Source organism: Pseudomonas caspiana (assembly GCF_002158995.1).
In the GTDB taxonomy this organism is placed as follows: domain Bacteria; phylum Pseudomonadota; class Gammaproteobacteria; order Pseudomonadales; family Pseudomonadaceae; genus Aquipseudomonas; species Aquipseudomonas caspiana.
Map to the genome: position 1 here is coordinate 21,836 of NZ_LOHF01000003.1, position 15,468 is coordinate 37,303.

13 protein-coding genes are annotated in these 15,468 nt (G+C 58.4%); 7 read left to right on the forward strand and 6 right to left on the reverse strand.

Annotation, left to right across the window (positions count from 1 at the left end):
- Positions 1–14 precede the first annotated feature (14 nt).
- Genes AUC60_RS04900 through AUC60_RS04915 form a run of 4 tightly spaced genes read left to right on the forward strand, consistent with a single transcriptional unit; the run spans position 15 to position 5,612 of the window.
- Positions 15–1,901: an extracellular solute-binding protein gene (locus AUC60_RS04900; protein ID WP_405623114.1), complete on the forward strand. Its 1,887-nt coding sequence runs from the start codon at positions 15–17 to the stop codon at positions 1,899–1,901.
- A gap of 1 nt (position 1,902) precedes the next feature.
- A complete protein-coding gene (locus tag AUC60_RS04905) occupies positions 1,903–2,970 on the forward strand; it encodes a microcin C ABC transporter permease YejB (RefSeq protein ID WP_087264983.1) in 1,068 nt (355 codons plus the stop codon).
- On the forward strand, positions 2,970–3,992 hold the full coding sequence (locus AUC60_RS04910) for an ABC transporter permease (protein WP_087264984.1): 1,023 nt from the start codon (positions 2,970–2,972) through the stop codon (positions 3,990–3,992). The genes AUC60_RS04905 and AUC60_RS04910 overlap by 1 nt, the downstream gene beginning before the upstream one ends.
- Before the next feature lie 27 nt (positions 3,993–4,019).
- Positions 4,020–5,612: an ABC transporter ATP-binding protein gene (locus tag AUC60_RS04915; RefSeq protein ID WP_087264985.1), complete on the forward strand. Its 1,593-nt coding sequence runs from the start codon at positions 4,020–4,022 to the stop codon at positions 5,610–5,612.
- Positions 5,613–5,618: 6 nt separating this feature from the next.
- Here the strand turns inward: AUC60_RS04915 and AUC60_RS04920 are convergent, their stop codons facing one another.
- The 4 genes from AUC60_RS04920 to AUC60_RS04935 all read right to left on the reverse strand — a co-directional run bounded on the left by AUC60_RS04920 (position 5,619) and on the right by AUC60_RS04935 (position 9,173).
- The gene (locus tag AUC60_RS04920; RefSeq protein WP_087264986.1) at positions 5,619–6,413 is read right to left on the reverse strand and encodes an ABC transporter ATP-binding protein; all 795 of its coding nucleotides are present in this window, start codon (positions 6,411–6,413) and stop codon (positions 5,619–5,621) included.
- Complete coding sequence (locus AUC60_RS04925; RefSeq protein ID WP_087264987.1) at positions 6,407–7,405, reverse strand: ABC transporter permease; 999 nt, start codon at positions 7,403–7,405, stop codon at positions 6,407–6,409. The genes AUC60_RS04920 and AUC60_RS04925 overlap by 7 nt, the downstream gene beginning before the upstream one ends.
- The gene (locus AUC60_RS04930) at positions 7,392–8,465 is read right to left on the reverse strand and encodes an ABC transporter substrate-binding protein (protein ID WP_087264988.1); all 1,074 of its coding nucleotides are present in this window, start codon (positions 8,463–8,465) and stop codon (positions 7,392–7,394) included. Before AUC60_RS04930 ends, AUC60_RS04925 begins: the two co-directional genes overlap by 14 nt.
- Before the next feature lie 171 nt (positions 8,466–8,636).
- Complete coding sequence (locus AUC60_RS04935; protein ID WP_087264989.1) at positions 8,637–9,173, reverse strand: GNAT family N-acetyltransferase; 537 nt, start codon at positions 9,171–9,173, stop codon at positions 8,637–8,639.
- A 100-nt stretch (positions 9,174–9,273) separates the two neighbouring features.
- Between AUC60_RS04935 and AUC60_RS04940 the strand changes: the two genes are divergently transcribed.
- The 3 genes from AUC60_RS04940 (at position 9,274) to AUC60_RS04950 (ending at position 12,984) form a co-directional block, all read left to right on the forward strand.
- A complete protein-coding gene (locus AUC60_RS04940) occupies positions 9,274–10,191 on the forward strand; it encodes a LysR family transcriptional regulator (protein WP_087264990.1) in 918 nt (305 codons plus the stop codon).
- Between the two features lie 345 nt (positions 10,192–10,536).
- Positions 10,537–12,120, forward strand: coding sequence for an aldehyde dehydrogenase (NADP(+)) (locus AUC60_RS04945; protein ID WP_087264991.1), 1,584 nt, complete (start codon positions 10,537–10,539; stop codon positions 12,118–12,120).
- Between the two features lie 117 nt (positions 12,121–12,237).
- A complete protein-coding gene (locus AUC60_RS04950) occupies positions 12,238–12,984 on the forward strand; it encodes a FadR/GntR family transcriptional regulator (RefSeq protein WP_087264992.1) in 747 nt (248 codons plus the stop codon).
- Between the two features lie 98 nt (positions 12,985–13,082).
- Here AUC60_RS04950 and AUC60_RS04955 read toward each other — a convergent pair whose 3' ends face one another.
- Both AUC60_RS04955 and AUC60_RS04960 read right to left on the reverse strand, forming a co-directional pair.
- A complete protein-coding gene (locus AUC60_RS04955; RefSeq protein WP_087264993.1) occupies positions 13,083–14,411 on the reverse strand; it encodes an LLM class flavin-dependent oxidoreductase in 1,329 nt (442 codons plus the stop codon).
- 32 nt (positions 14,412–14,443) lie between these two features.
- The gene (locus AUC60_RS04960) at positions 14,444–15,385 is read right to left on the reverse strand and encodes an aliphatic sulfonate ABC transporter substrate-binding protein (RefSeq protein WP_087264994.1); all 942 of its coding nucleotides are present in this window, start codon (positions 15,383–15,385) and stop codon (positions 14,444–14,446) included.
- Between the last annotated feature and the right edge of the window lie 83 nt (positions 15,386–15,468).

The window sequence follows — 15,468 nt, forward strand, 5'->3', positions numbered from 1 at the left end:
AGGATCGCCCAATGATGTGTTGTGACCGTTTTTCATTAAGACGCGTACTGCTCGGCACCGCGTTTCTGTGCGTGTCCCCGCTGAGCCATGCATCACCCGCTCACGCGTTGACCGTGTACGGCGAGGCGCCGAAGTATGCCGCCGACTTCACGCACTTTGACTACGTAGACCCTGGCGCGCCCAAAGGCGGTTCGCTAAGCCGCTCGGCAGAAGAAATCGGTGCATTCAACTACCTGGTTCCCTACGTCGATCAGGGTATCTCCGTCAGTCAGATCGACAGTTGGGTGTACTCGCCCCTGGCGTATCGCTCACTGGACGAACCCTATACGGTCTATGGCCTGATTGCCGAAAAAATGGAGCGTGATCCGGACGGGTTGTGGGTGCGCTTTTTCCTCAATCCCAAGGCCCGTTTTGACGATGGCACCTCGATCACTGCCGAAGATGTGCGCTATACCTTCGAGCTGCTGATGAGCAAAGGCAGTTTCAGTTATCGGCCGCTGTATGGGGACGTCAAGGATGTGCAAATCGAAGGCCCTTTGCAGATTCGCTTCAATTTCAAGAACAATCTCAATCGCACACTGGCGCTGGATCTGGCCAGTATGCGCGTGCTGCCCGAACACTGGTGGAAGTCACGTGATCTGAGCAACGGTGGTGGCTTCGAAGCCCCGCTGGGCAGCGGTCCCTATCGTGTTTCTCAAGTCGATGCAGGGCGCAGCGTCAGTTTTGAGCGCGTCAAGGACTGGTGGGCCAGTGACCTGCCGGTAAGTCGCGGGCTGTACAACTTCGACAGCCTGAAAGTCAATTTCTATGGCGACACGGAAATTGCCCGTCAGTTGATTCAATCCGGAAGCTTCGATTACAACCGCGAGTTTTCCTCGGCGGGCTATGTCGTCGGCTACTCGGGGCCGGCCATCGACGACGGCAGACTGCAAAAAAACATTCTGGCGCAGGCTCGCCCGGTGGCTGCCCAAGGCTTTGTCTTCAACCTGGACAAGCCGTTGTTCCAGGATCGCCGGGTTCGGGAAGCACTGTCGCTACTGTGGGATTTCGAGTGGCTCAATAATCAGATCATGCGCGGTTTTTATGTCCGTGAGCAGAGCTTTTTTCCCAAGAGCGAGATGGCCGCCACTCAGCTACCCGACGCTGAAGAGCTGAAGATTCTTGAACCGTTACGCGGCCAGATCCCCGAAGAGGTGTTCAGCAAGGTCTATCAAGCACCGAAAACCGATGGCAGCGGCTACATTCGCGACAAGCAGATGCAGGCCCTGAAACTGTTGGCGGAGGCAGGCTGGCACCCGAAAAACAACCGACTGGTCAATGCTGCAGAAGAGCCGCTGACGTTCAGTTTTCTCGACGGCCAGGGCGGCTTCGACCGCTTGGTGCTGCCCTACAAACGCACCTTGGCACAGATGGGCATCACCCTGGATTTTCGCCGCGTTGACTCGGCCCAATACATTAACCGTCTGAACGCCAGGGACTACGACATGATCGTGGTGACCTTCCCGAAAAACGGCAACCCGCTGATTTCTCCGGGCCGCGAACTGTACAACCTTTACGGTTCACAAAGCGCAACGCAAGTGGGCAGCTCCAATGCCATGGTGCTGCGCAACCCGGCCGTAGACCAGCTGATTGACGGCCTGGTAGCAGCTAACAACCGCGAGCAAATGATTCGTTATGCCCGAGCCCTCGACCGGGTGCTGCTCTGGGGCTACTACATGATCCCGAATTACTACTCCAAGGGCACACCGGTGGTGTACGCCAATCGCTTTGGCATGCCCAGGATCAAGCCGGTTTACGACGTGGGTCTGGAAACCTGGTGGCAGATCAGCCCGACGCCTCTCACCAACGCTCAGGCTGCATCTGCGCAGGCCGTCACCCAATACGCGCCAGGGGTTCAATAACATGCTGAGCTATCTGCTTCGACGCGTGCTGCTCATTGTCCCGACCTTGCTGTGCATCCTGGTAGTCAACTTCCTGATTGTGCAGGCCGCACCCGGTGGGCCGGTTGAACAGGCCATTGCGCGTATACAAGGGTTCAGTACGGGCGCGATAGGGGGCGGCGGCGGTGAGGTCGCTGCAGTCGGAGGCACAAACCGCAGCAGTCGCGGCCTGGACCCGGCCCTGATCGAGGAGATCAAGGAGCATTACGGCTTCGACAAACCCATGCACGAAAGACTGTTGTTGATGCTCAAGAATTATGCCCAGCTGGATTTCGGCAACAGTTTCTTTCGCGGCGCGAAAGTCACCGATCTGATCGCCGAAAAGCTGCCGACCACGATTTCTCTGGGGCTATGGGCAACCTTGATCACTTACCTGATTTCAATCCCCCTCGGCATTCGCAAAGCGGTGCACAACGGCAGCGCATTTGATATCTGGACCAGCACACTGGTGATCATCGGTTACGCCACGCCAGCCTTTTTATTCGCCATTCTGCTGATCGTGGTGTTTTCGGGAGGCAGCTATTTGAGCTGGTTTCCGGCTCAAGGGCTGGTTTCGGAAAACTTCGCCAGCCTGTCCCTATTGGGCAAGCTCGGCGATTACCTCTGGCATCTGGTGCTGCCGGTCAGCGCACTGGTCATCGGCGGATTCGCCACTCTGACCATCCTCACCAAAAACAGCTTCCTCAACGAGATTAGCCGTCAATACGTCATTACGGCACGGGCCAAGGGATTGAGCGAACACCGGGTGCTCTATGGACACGTGTTCCGCAACGCGATGCTGTTGGTCATCGCGGGGATACCTCAGGCGTTGATCGATGTGTTTTTCGCCGGTTCGCTGTTGATCGAGTCGATATTCGGTCTCGACGGGCTCGGGCGTATGAGCTACGAAGCCGCAGTATCCCGGGATTACCCGGTGGTCTTCGGCACCCTCTTCCTCTTCACCCTGTTCGGCCTGTTGATCAAGCTGGTGGGCGACCTGTGCTACACCCTGGTCGACCCGCGCATCGATTTTGCTGCGAGGAACGCCTGATGTTCGAATGCTCTCCCCAGACCCGGCGTCGCATGGCCAGTTTTCGCGCTAACCGGCGAGGCTGGTGGTCACTGTGGCTGCTGTGCGGTTTGTTGCTGATCTGCCTGTGCGGCGAATTGATTGCCAACGACAAACCGCTGCTGATCCGTTACGACGGCAAGATGTACTACCCCGTACTGCATCAATACCTGGAAACCGACTTCGGCGGGGAAATGCCATTTGAGCCTGACTATTCCAGCACTTATGTCCGCGAGCTGATCGCGGCCAGGCAAGGCTGGATGCTCTTCCCTCCGATCCCGTTCAGTTATGACACGGTCAACTACGACCTGAAAACGCCCTCGCCCAGCCCTCCAAGCCGGGTTAACTGGCTAGGCACCGATGACCAGGCACGCGACGTGCTGGCGCGCGTGTTGTTCGGGGTCAGGATTTCAATCCTGTTCGCCCTGCTGTTGACCGCAATCAGCGCTGTGATCGGCATCTGTGCCGGTGCCATCCAAGGGTTCTACGGAGGGTTGGCGGACTTGCTGGGTCAACGCCTGCAGGAGGTCTGGTCAGGGCTGCCCGTGCTCTATCTGCTGATCATTCTTTCCGGCTTTGTGGCCCCCAGCTTCTGGTGGTTACTGGGGATCATGGCGCTATTTTCATGGCTGGCGCTGGTCGACGTGGTGCGCGCCGAGTTTCTCCGCGGCAGAAATCTGGAGTACGTGAAAGCTGCTCGCGCACTGGGCCTTACCAACGGCGCGCTCATGCGTCAGCACATCTTGCCCAACGCCATGACCAGTACCCTGACCTACCTGCCCTTTATCGTGACCGGAGCGATCTCCACCCTGACGGCGCTGGACTTTCTGGGTTTCGGCATGCCAGCCGGAACAGCCTCGCTGGGTGAATTGATCGGGCAGGCCAAACGTAACCTGCAAGCCCCTTGGCTTGGGCTCTCGGCTTTTTTCTCGCTGGCGCTGATCCTCTCGCTGCTGGTGTTCATCGGCGAGGCCTGCCGCGATGCGTTTGATCCGCGATCTTGATCCGCGATTTTCATTCAAGGAACTGAAATGAACGACCATCTGATAGAAATCCGCAATCTGCGAGTTGCCTTCAAAGGCGCAGAAGTGGTTCACGGCATCAACCTCGACATCAAACGCGGCGAATGCCTGGCGCTGGTGGGTGAGTCCGGCTCGGGAAAATCGGTGACGGCGCATTCGATTCTGCGGTTGTTACCGGGCAAACACGTCCAGACCCAAGGCAGCATCACCTACAGCGGCATCGACCTGGTGCGTGCCAGCGAACAGCAGTTGCGAGGACTGCGCGGCAATCGCATTGCGATGATATTTCAGGAGCCCATGACCTCGCTGAATCCGCTGCACACCGTAGAGCAACAGGTCAGTGAAGTCCTGGCTTTGCACAAGGGTCTCAAAGGCAAAGCCGCGCGCAATCGCACGCTGGAATTACTCGAGCTGGTCGGCATCCAGCAACCTCTCAGGCGCCTGAAAGCCTATCCACACCAACTGTCCGGCGGACAGCGCCAGCGTGTCATGATTGCCATGGCGCTGGCCAATGAGCCTGAACTGCTGATCGCCGACGAGCCGACCACCGCGCTGGATGTAACCGTGCAGTTGAAGATTCTGGAACTGCTCAGATCCCTGCAAGCGCGGCTGGGCATGTCACTGTTGCTGATCAGCCATGACCTCAATCTGGTCCGCCGGGTGGCGCAACGCGTTTGCGTCATGCGCGCAGGAGAAATTGTCGAACAGGCTGAATGCCAGACGCTGTTCGAAAGTCCGCAGCACCCTTACAGCCGTTTATTGATCGAAGCCGAACCCGACGGCTCGCCCGCCCCTCATACTCGCGAGCATAACCTGCTCACGGTTGACGACCTGAAAGTCTGGTTCGCGCTGCCTAAGCCACTGTTCAGCCGCCATCGCGAGCATATCAAGGCCGTGGATGGCATCAGCCTGGAACTGCAGCGTGGCAAAACACTGGGCATTGTCGGCGAGTCCGGCTCGGGCAAATCAACACTCGGCCAGGCGATTCTGCGACTGGTGGATTCCGAGGGCGCGATTCGCTTCGGCAACAAAGAACTGAGCCTCTACAGCCAGGATAAGATTCGACCCTTGCGGCGCCAGATGCAGGTGGTGTTTCAGGATCCTTTTGGCAGCCTCAGCCCGCGTATGTCAGTGGGGCAGATCATCGCAGAAGGCTTGAACACCCACGGTATCGGCAGCCGCACGGAACGTGACGCTGCCGTTATACGCGTGCTTGAGGAGGTCGGTCTGGATCCCCAGAGCAGGCATCGTTACCCCCACGAGTTTTCCGGCGGTCAGCGCCAGCGCATTTCCATAGCGCGGGCCTTGGTGCTGGAACCCGCGCTCATCTTGCTCGACGAACCGACTTCGGCACTGGATCGCACCGTACAGAAACAGATCGTTGCGTTGTTAAGGGAGTTGCAAGTCCGTCGCGGCCTGACCTACCTGTTCATCAGCCACGATCTGGCCGTCGTCAAGGCACTGGCCCATGACCTTATCGTGATCAAGGATGGAAAAGTCGTGGAGCAAGGTCCGGCACAAGCTATCTTCCAGGCCCCGCAACACCCCTACACCCGTGAGTTACTGGACGCATCGGCGCTGCACGCCCGTCATGCGTCCTGAAGCCAGTCACCAACTCTCAGCCAGCCCGAGCAGCCCCAGAATCTGCTTGCGCAGGTCGACCAGATACGGATCGTCACGATGGCGCGGATAAGGCCGCTCGATGGTCAATTGCGCCTCGATGCTGGCCGGGCGGTCGCTGAAGACGATCACGCGATTGGCCAGCAGCAAGGCTTCTTCTACGTCATGCGTCACCAGTAGCGCCGTATAACCCTGGCGTTGCCACAGGTCGATCAATTCCTTCTGCATGGTGATGCGGGTCAGCGAATCGAGTTTACCCAGTGGTTCGTCGAGGATCAGCAGCCGGGGTTCGTTGACCAGCGCTCTTGCCAGCGCCACACGCTGGGCCATGCCGCCCGATAACTGTCGCGGGTAAGCGCGAGCAAAACTGCTGAGGCCCACTGTGGCCAGTGCCGCATCGACTTTACCTGCGTGGGCCTTCAGCAGACCCTGAGCTTGCAGCCCTAACGCGACGTTGTCCCAGACTCGCCTCCACGGATACAGCGTCGGGTCTTGAAAGACCACGACGCGACTCGGATCGGGGCCTGCAATCGACAAGCCGTCAGCCAGCAGCGCACCACCGTCTGCGGGCTCCAGCCCGGCAACCAGTCGCAACAAGGTCGATTTACCGCAGCCTGACGGCCCCAACAAAGCGACGAACTCGCCCGGCGCCACGTCCAGCGAAACGTTTTCCAGAACAGGCAGGCGTTGCCCGTCCAGAGCAAAACCGTGACTCAGGTTTTCGATGCGCAGCGCCAGCCCCGCTGACGACGAAACCGTTGATACAGATGCGGTGGCTACCATTTCATGGCTCCTTGTTGCCAGGCCAGCAGGCGATCACGAATCAAAAACAACCCGGAGATCAATCCGGAACAGGCCAGCGCCATGATCAACAAAGCGGCGTACATATTGGCGTAGGCGGCCCAGCCTTGAGCCCATTGCAAGTACCAGCCAATACCCGATTTCACCCCCATCATTTCGGCAACGACCAGGGTCGAGAACGATGCGCCCAGCCCCATGAACAGGCCGACAAACACATGAGGCAACGCAGCTGGAATCGCCACGTTGAAAATCAGAAAGCCCGGCTTAGCGCCCAAGGTGCGAGCTACGTCGTAATAGGCTTTGTCGACACTGGCAACCCCCGACCAGGTCAGCACTGTGACCGGGAACCAGGTGGCCAATGCGATGAGAAACACACTGGCACTCCAACTGCTGGGAAACAGAAAGAAGCACAACGGCAGCAACGCTGTTGACGGCACCGGTCCCAGAATACGCAAGACCGGATGCAGCCAGTAGCCGATGCTGGTCGACCAGCCAATCGCGACACCCGCGACAAAACCGGTCACTGCACCCAAGGCCACACCCGTGCCCAACAGCAATGCCGAGTTCAGCAAGCTGTCCGCCAGCCGTGGCCAGTCTTCAACGTATACATCCAGCAATGCCTGTGGCGGCGCAAAAAACGGTACTGGCAACAACGCCAGTTTGGCAGTGAGCAGCTCCCAGATCCCCAGCAGCAGCGGCAAGGCAATCAGCCAGGCTCCCGCAGGGCGGGCTCGACGCTGCACGGCCGGGAACCAACGCCCCAAAATGCCTGCCAGTCCAATCAGTGCCGCGACCGCGAGGCACAAATTGGCCAGGCCCTGAGTCATGGGCCAGTTACGGGTGGCATTGGGGAAGTAAGCGATCAGCAGCGCCACGCCCACCCAGGCGACAACGGCCACCGCACCCTGCCGCCAGAACCTGGCTGGAGTACGCTCAAGTGCAGCGATCTGCGGTGCAGCGTCAATTGAAGACATCGGCGGTAATCTCCTTGGAGAAGGCCACGGCGTCGGTGCTCTTGCGAATCACTTCAACCGTCTGCAAATCGGTCACATAGGTGACGATTTCCTTGGTCAAGGCTGCACCAACCGCATGGTGACCGTGGGTGTGGTCATGAAGAATCGCCTGCACTTCTCCGACCGAGGTATTGAGCGCGTGAGCCTGGAATCCTTTAGCGACGACTTCAGGGTGTTTCACGGAATAGTCGTGAGCTTCGAGAATCGCTTGAGTCAATGCCGCAGCGACGCGCTTCTCTTCACGTACCAGCTTGCCGGTCACGCCGACCACGCAGCAACTGAGGTTGGCGTACTCCTCGACGAGGTTGTTGGAAAGCTCGCGAGCCTTGCCGCCTTTGATCAGGCGATACATGAACGGGTCACTGCCGCTCACTGCCTGCACCTCACCGCGCTCCAGCGCTGTGCCCAGCAAGTCGGCCGGATACAACCGCCATTCCACATCGCGCACCGGGTCGACGCCGTGTTTCTTGAGCAAAATGGAAAAGAAGTTACGGTCCGGGCTGGCCATGTCGGTGACGCCGATGGCCTTGCCCTTGAGGTCTTCGAGTTTCTGCACCGGGCTGTCGACGGCGCTGAGCAATCGCAAGCAACCGCCGTGGGTGCCCGCGGTGAGTTTGACGTCGAACCCCTGCTCCAGCGCTTTGAGCCAGCGCAACGCCATGCCGACACCCGCATCGGCCTTACCAGTGGCAATGGCTTCCAGCAGCACTTCTGTAGAGTTGCCGAAGTTGACCAGCTCGACGTCCAGATTGTGTTTGGTGAAAAAGCCCTGCCCATGGGCAATCACCACGGGCGCCAGGCACACCGCGTTGAGATTGACCGCCAGCTTGAGTTTGCGTGTTTCGGCAAGTTTGATGAATTCCCCGGTGCCTGCTGGCTCTGCGTCACCACCGGCGTGGTGGCCAGCATGCTCATCGGCCGCCCAGGCGAAACCGGGAACAGAGGCCAGTATCGGGCTTGCCAGCACGACGCCGGTCAGGCCCAACAGACGACGGCGGGTGAGATGATCAAATGCTGCCATGCAGATATTCCTTGAGAAAAAAATGAGGTCAGGTCGTCACCCGAAATCCTTTTTTATAACTATTCTCAAGGTTTCCAGTGACTGGTTAAAACCATATCACCGGCTTATTTATTCCGAAAATGCATTTAAATTATAAACTAATATGCAAATAGTCTATCGGAAACTCCTACCTTACTGATCATCCGGCAGGCTACCGCTGCCATCGCCCAACGCTCGCTGCATCAACACGGTGTCAACCCAGCGCCCGTGTTTGAAGCCTACCGACTCAAAAACCCCGACCCGGCGAAAACCCAGTTTTTCATGAAGCCGCAGAGAACCATGGTTTTCACTGTTGCCGATCACCGCCACCATTTGCCGCCAGCCACCTTGTACGCAGTGGTCGATGACCGCACCGAGAAGCGACTGACCAATCCCCTTGCCGCCCATGCCCTCCGCCATATACACCGAGTCTTCCGCAGTAAAACGGTAGCCGGGTCTCGGTCGATACAGCGTGGCATAACCATAGCCAACGACGGCTCCAGCCAGTTCAGCGACCAGGTACGGCAACTTGCGCGAAAGCACCTCGGCACGACGTTGCAGCATCTGCTCAACTGACGGCGGCTGCAGTTCGAAGCTGGCAATGCCGGTCAGCACATGGTGAGCGTAAATCGCCTGTACAGCGGGCATGTCATCCTCACGAGCGGTGCGCAGGATCAGGTCGGGGTTCATCTTCGTTCTCGGTAACGATTGCAAGTGCGGCAATCATGCCGCCTCTGCCGACCTTAATAAAGCTATGATTAATCATCCTCAGCATAAGTAAAACTTTGCCATGCAGCCGTTGAACCTGAATCACCTGAACAGTTTCTCCCAGGTCATAAGCCACGGCAGCTTTTCGGCTGCTGCTACAGCGTTGAATCTGACGCAACCCGCAGTCAGCCTGCACATCCGTCTGCTGGAACAACGCCTGAACCTGCGTCTGATCGAACGCGTGGGTAAACGCCTTAAACCGACGACTGCCGGGCGCACACTGCTCAGCCACATCGGTCGCATTGACTCAGTCATTGAGGATGCGCTGCAGGATCTGGCGAGCCACGCCCAAGGCGTCGCAGGCCAAGTGGTGATTGGCACCGGTGCGACAGCGTGCATACATCTATTACCGCCCATCCTGAAAAACCTGCGCACGACCTTCCCGAAACTGGACGTACGGGTTTGCACCGGCAATACCGAGACCATCCTCAAAGCCGTCGAAGAGAATCGTATTGACCTGGCACTGGTGACCTTGCCAGCGGCCGGCCGGAGCCTGCATGTCACGCCGTTGCTGGAGGACGAAATGGTCGCGATCTTTGCCCCTGACCAGTCAGACCTGAAAGCATCCACCAACGCCGAGACACTGAGCAGCCTGCCTCTGGTGGTATTCGAAGCGGGCAGCAGTACGCGATTGCTGATCAACCAGTGGTTCCAGCACGCAGGCGTTCGGCCCACGCCGGTGATGGAGCTGGGCAGCATCGAAGCCATCAAGGAAATGGTCTCTGCGGGGTTGGGCTACAGCATCGTGCCACGCATTGCGGTAGCCACCGCCCATCATCAGCGCAATCTGCAAATCCGCAGCCTGACGCCGCCCTTGAGTCGCAGCCTGAGCCTGGTACTGCGCCAGGACAAGCCGGTCAACCGGTCGTTACGTGAGGTCGTGGATGCGTTGCGGGTGTTAGAGGTCAAGGACCTCGGCGCCCGGAAAATATCGACTTGAAATTCGGCCCTGTGGAAATTCTATGTTCGCCTGCAAGCTTGATCCTGATCCTGTAGGACCGGCTTTAGCCGGGAGGACGGTATTTCAGGCGAAGGATGTCAGCGGATGCACCGGAGCCTCCCGGCTAAAGCCAGCCATACGGCTCAGGGCACACGAGCACCGTCGCAGACCCACATAGAATCTCCGTGGTTGCGCACTTTTACCCTTGGTTGTACGATGACTGTCAACATATTGTGAGCGCCGCTGATAAATGGCAAGCTCCCTTCACCGTCACCGAACGGTCGGCAGATCTCTAAGACAGGCACCAGCCTGATTAAAACCCGCAAATAAAAACAGGAGACACAGATGCCTAATGTTCTCGGCCACAACTTCATCGCAGGCGCACGTAGCGCACTTGGCGAGCCGCAACACAAAAGTCTCGATGCCACTACCGGTGAAGCCCTGCCCTACAGCTTCTACCAGGCCACTGATGCGGAAATTGACGCAGCAGCCTTGGCAGCCAAAGGTGCCTTTGTTGAATACCGCCAGCTGAGCCCGGCTCGCCGTGCAGAATTCCTTGATGCAATTGCCGACGAGCTGGATCAGCTCGGTGATGATTTCGTCGCTATCGTTTGCCAGGAAACAGCCCTGCCAACCGCCCGTATCCAAGGCGAGCGCGGACGTACCAGCGGCCAGATGCGTCTGTTCGCCAAAGTCCTGCGTCGCGGTGACTACCTGGGTGCCCGCATCGACCTGGCCCTGCCGGATCGCAAGCCATTGCCACGCGTTGACCTGCGCCAATACCGTATCGGTGTAGGTCCGGTTGCTGTGTTCGGTGCAAGCAACTTCCCACTGGCGTTCTCCACTGCGGGTGGCGATACCGCCGCTGCACTGGCTGCCGGTTGCCCGGTCGTGTTCAAAGCGCACAGCGGCCATATGGCGACTGCCGATCTGGTCGGCTCCGCGATCATCCGCGCCGCAGAAAAAACCAACATGCCTAAAGGCGTGTTCAACATGATTTTCGGTAGCGGTGTTGGTGAAGGTCTGGTCAAGCATCCGGCCATCAAAGCCGTTGGCTTCACGGGCTCCCTGAGCGGTGGCGACGCACTGTGCAAAATGGCTGCCGAACGTCCTGAGCCAATTCCGGTGTTCGCAGAAATGTCGAGCATTAACCCATTGGTATTGCTGCCTGAAGCCTTGGCAGCGCGCGGCGATTCCGTGGCCAAAGATCTGGCGGCTTCGGTGGTCATGGGCGCAGGCCAGTTCTGCACCAACCCGGGCGTCGTTATCGGCATTAGCTCGCCAGCGTTCACCAAGTTCCTTGAGCAACTTCAGGAACACATGGGCGGCCAGGCTCCACAAACCATGCTCAATGCTGGTGGCCTGCGCAGCTACAGCAAAGGTGTAGAGCACTTGCTGTCGCATCCGGGTGTGACCCATCTGGCAGGCAAGCCGCAAGAAGGCAAACAGGCTCAGGCCCAGTTGTTCAAAGCTGACGTCAGCCTGCTGCTCAATGGCGACCCGCTGTTGCAGGAAGAAGTTTTCGGCCCGACCACGCTGGTTATCGAAGTCGCTGATGACGCGCAACTGAAAAGTGCCCTGCTGGGCCTGCGCGGTCAACTGACCGCCACCCTGATCGGCGAACAGAGCGATCTGCAGAAGTACCAATGGCTGGTGCCGGTGCTGGAAGAGAAAGTCGGCCGCATCCTGGTCAACGGCTACCCGACCGGTGTTGAAGTCTGCGAAGCCATGGTTCACGGTGGTCCTTACCCGGCCACTTCCGATGCTCGCGGCACTTCGGTGGGCACGTTGGCGATCGATCGCTTCCTGCGTCCTGTCTGCTATCAGAACTACCCTGACAGCCTGCTGCCAGAAGCACTGCAAAACGCTAACCCGCTGGGCCTCAAGCGCCTGGTGAACAGCGAGTGGAGCGATCAGCCAATCGCTTGAGACTGACCTCGGTCAATTCTCTCCACAAGAAATGGCGCGGCCCCAAAGCCGCGCCGTTTCTTTATGCAAAGAGCGGTGGCGCTCTCCAAAGCACGTACCTTCATCAGGTGGAACACCATGAATCCCACCCCGCTTTCCGAACCTGCAGAGAACGACTCGTCCATAAGACGTCCGCGTAATCTGACACTGGCACTGGCCAACATCCTGACCAGCATGATTGAAGACGGCCAGTTGAAGATCGGTGACAAGCTCCCGCCGGAAAAACACATCACCCAAGAGCACGGTGTGAGTCGTACCGTGGTGCGTGAAGCCATTTCGCACCTGCAATCCCACGGTCTGGTTGAAACCCGGCACGGTATCGGGACGTTTGTAGTCAGGCAGCGCGTCGATCAGATCGACCCACAAGCAGATCGCACCCTTAACGATGTGATGGCGGTTATTGAGCTACGCATTGGTATTGAAGTTGACTCCGCTGGCCTTGCCGCTCTGCGCAGAACCGAGGACCAGTTGGCGCGCATGCTACAGGCGCTGAAAATCATTGAAGATCCAACGGTGAGTCGAGCCGAAGCGGCAGCCGCGGATTTTGATTTTCATCAGCAAATAGCCTTGGCAACCGACAATCGCTACTTCGCTGATATCACCGAACATCTGGGGTTGACCCTGATTCCCCGCAATCGCCTCAACTCGGCGGCGCTGGCCAATACCGCCATCGAGGATTACAGCGCCCGGCTGCGCCAGGAACATCATGACATCTACGCAACCATCGCCAATCGCGATTCAGACGGCGCCAAGGCCGCCATGCGCCGCCACCTGAGTAATATTCGCGAACGTCTGCGGCTGGCGTACAAGCAACGGGGGGCTTAGGTTGCGCCCTACTCCAGTAAAGGCGCAATTCAAGGCTTGCCGGGTTCAACCCGCTCTGCGTGCAACGCGCATGACGTCAGGTATATAACGACAGCCCCTTAACGGTCTTGCAAGTCCCCAAGCCCAAGATGCTCACGTAACGTCGAACCTTCGTAAGCCTTGCGAAACAATCCCTTGCGCTGCAGGTGCGGAATGACGCTTTCGACGAACTCACTGAACGAGCCCGGTAGATAAGCAGGGGAAATGACAAACCCGTCGCTACCACCCGCCAGAAAAATATCCGCCAGTTGATCCGCTATCTGCGCACCGGTACCCACTAATTGCGGTACGCGAACGCTGCTGGCAAAGATCCGTCCCAGCTCTTCCAGCGTAGTGTCCGCGCCCTGCATCAGCAGTTTCTCGGCAGCCGCCGGATGAATCAGCGGCGACCGGGCAATGTCTGCCAGCGTCGCTGACAGCGGGAATGGCGACAGGTCCACATTCAGTTGCGAGGCCAGCGTCACCAGGCCCAGTTCAGGACGCGCCAACGCATTGTGTTTGTCGCGCTTGGCTCTCGCCTCGGCTTCGCTGCCGCCAATGAACGGCATTACCGCCGTCAGCACCTTGCAGCTGTCTGCCGTGCGCCCCTGCTGCACCACCTGCCCCCGAACGTCTTCGCGAAACGCCTGCATCGCCTTGAGATGCGGATGGATAGTAAAAATTGCCTCCGCCCACCGAGCGCCGAAACGACGGCCCCGTCCTGAAGAGCCGGCCTGAATCAGCACCGGTCTGCCCTGAGGGGTACGAGGAATGTTTAGCGGGCCCTCGACCTTGAACCAATCGCCGTGATGCTGCACCGGATGAATCTTCTCTGGATCAGCCAGCACGCCGGTTTCACGGTCCAGCTTCAGCGCATCCCGCTCCCAACTGCGCCAGAGTTTGAGCGCCACTTCGACAAACTCATCGGCGCGGTCGTAACGCAGGTCGTGCTCCAGGTGTTTGTCCTTGCCGAACAAACGCCCTTCGCTGTCATTCATTGAGGTCACGATATTCCAGGCGGCGCGACCTTTGGACAGATGATCAAGCGTCGCAAACTCTCGGGCGATATGAGCGGGCTCGTAATAGGTGGTCGAACGTGTTGCGCCCAGCCCAAGTTTGCGAGTCTGACCAACCAGGTACGAGAGGATCGGCAGCGGGTCCAGACGCGTGGCGTCCTGTGCGCCGTAACGCAACGCCACATCCCGCGAACCGCCCATTTGATCGCCGACCGCGAGGCGGTCAGCGAAGAACAGAAAATCGAACAGCCCCTCCTCCACGACTCGCGCCGTGCGTGCGTAATACTCGGGGTCGAGGTAATTGCCGATGGTCTCGGGATGGCGCCAGACCGCGTGACTGTGAATGACCGGACCGGTCAGCAGAAACGCGGACAGATGAATTTGACGGCTCATGTGCAGCTCCAGTCGAAGTGGTAAGCCTGACGTTATTTACTTTCAGGCGCCCAGACAGTGATGCCGGAAATCTTCAGCGGCTTGGGAATCAGCTTTGCGCCGTAATAGGTGTCGGCGATGCGCTGTTGCTCGGCTAGCTCATCCAGCTTGACGGGGATGATGTCGTAGCTGCGACGGCTGTTAGCCAGTTCCACGGTTTCGACAGGGATATTGCCCCACACCGGCGCGAGGATTTTCGCCGCCTCCTGCGGATGCGATTTAACCCACTTGCCGGAATCACGCAGGGTGTCGATCACCACCTGCAGGACTTCTGGGTGAGCCTTGGCAAAGCTGGTATTGGCGAGATAGAAACGGTTGTAGTTGGCCAACCCCTGGCTGCCGTCGGTAATGATGCGTACTTGATGTTCACGCTGCTGAGTCGCCAGGAACGGATCCCAGATTGCCCAGGCATCGACCTTGCCACTGGCAAAAGCAGCCACACCGTCCGGCGCTTCCAGATAGCGCGGCGTAATATCATTGAGGGTCAGCCCGGCCTGCTTAAGCGCGGAAATCAACAGAAAGTGACTCCCCGAGCCCTTGGACACCGCCACGGTTTTACCCTTGAGGTCCGCCACGCTTTTGATCGGTGAATCCTTCGCGACGATGATTGCCTGAGCGCTGGGTGACGCCGCTTCACGTGCGTAGTAAGTCAACGGAGCATCGGCGGCCTGAGTAAACAGGGCAAAAGCGTCGGCGACATCGGCGTGCAAATCCACTGCGCCAGCGTTCAATGCACTGAGCAGGCCGCTGCTGAATTCATGCCAGTTGACGTTGAAACCCAGAGGCTTGAGGCGTTCCTCCAACTGGCCGTTTTCCTTGAGCAGGATCCACAGCGTGGACGAGCGCTGATAGCCGATATTGATGGTCTGTTCGGCCTGCGCCGTTACCGCCGCAAGCATCAAACCTGCCGCAAGAATGAGTTTTCGTAGGGTCATGGAATCCTTCGCCTTTCGAGGATGCGCCGCTCATTCTGCAAACCATGAGCGACGTTTTTTAAATTCCATTTAATTATAATAAT

Excerpts from the sequence above, each read along its gene's own strand:
- AUC60_RS04900 (WP_405623114.1), top strand. The coding sequence starts at position 15 with ATGTGTTGTGACCGTTTTTCATTAAGACGCGTACTGCTCGGCACCGCG.
- AUC60_RS04905 (WP_087264983.1), top strand. The coding sequence starts at position 1,903 with ATGCTGAGCTATCTGCTTCGACGCGTGCTGCTCATTGTCCCGACCTTG.
- AUC60_RS04910 (WP_087264984.1), top strand. The coding sequence starts at position 2,970 with ATGTTCGAATGCTCTCCCCAGACCCGGCGTCGCATGGCCAGTTTTCGC.
- AUC60_RS04915 (WP_087264985.1), top strand. The coding sequence starts at position 4,020 with ATGAACGACCATCTGATAGAAATCCGCAATCTGCGAGTTGCCTTCAAA.
- AUC60_RS04920 (WP_087264986.1), bottom strand. The coding sequence starts at position 6,413 with ATGGTAGCCACCGCATCTGTATCAACGGTTTCGTCGTCAGCGGGGCTG.
- AUC60_RS04925 (WP_087264987.1), bottom strand. The coding sequence starts at position 7,405 with ATGTCTTCAATTGACGCTGCACCGCAGATCGCTGCACTTGAGCGTACT.
- AUC60_RS04930 (WP_087264988.1), bottom strand. The coding sequence starts at position 8,465 with ATGGCAGCATTTGATCATCTCACCCGCCGTCGTCTGTTGGGCCTGACC.
- AUC60_RS04935 (WP_087264989.1), bottom strand. The coding sequence starts at position 9,173 with ATGAACCCCGACCTGATCCTGCGCACCGCTCGTGAGGATGACATGCCC.
- AUC60_RS04940 (WP_087264990.1), top strand. The coding sequence starts at position 9,274 with ATGCAGCCGTTGAACCTGAATCACCTGAACAGTTTCTCCCAGGTCATA.
- AUC60_RS04945 (WP_087264991.1), top strand. The coding sequence starts at position 10,537 with ATGCCTAATGTTCTCGGCCACAACTTCATCGCAGGCGCACGTAGCGCA.
- AUC60_RS04950 (WP_087264992.1), top strand. The coding sequence starts at position 12,238 with ATGAATCCCACCCCGCTTTCCGAACCTGCAGAGAACGACTCGTCCATA.
- AUC60_RS04955 (WP_087264993.1), bottom strand. The coding sequence starts at position 14,411 with ATGAGCCGTCAAATTCATCTGTCCGCGTTTCTGCTGACCGGTCCGGTC.
- AUC60_RS04960 (WP_087264994.1), bottom strand. The coding sequence starts at position 15,385 with ATGACCCTACGAAAACTCATTCTTGCGGCAGGTTTGATGCTTGCGGCG.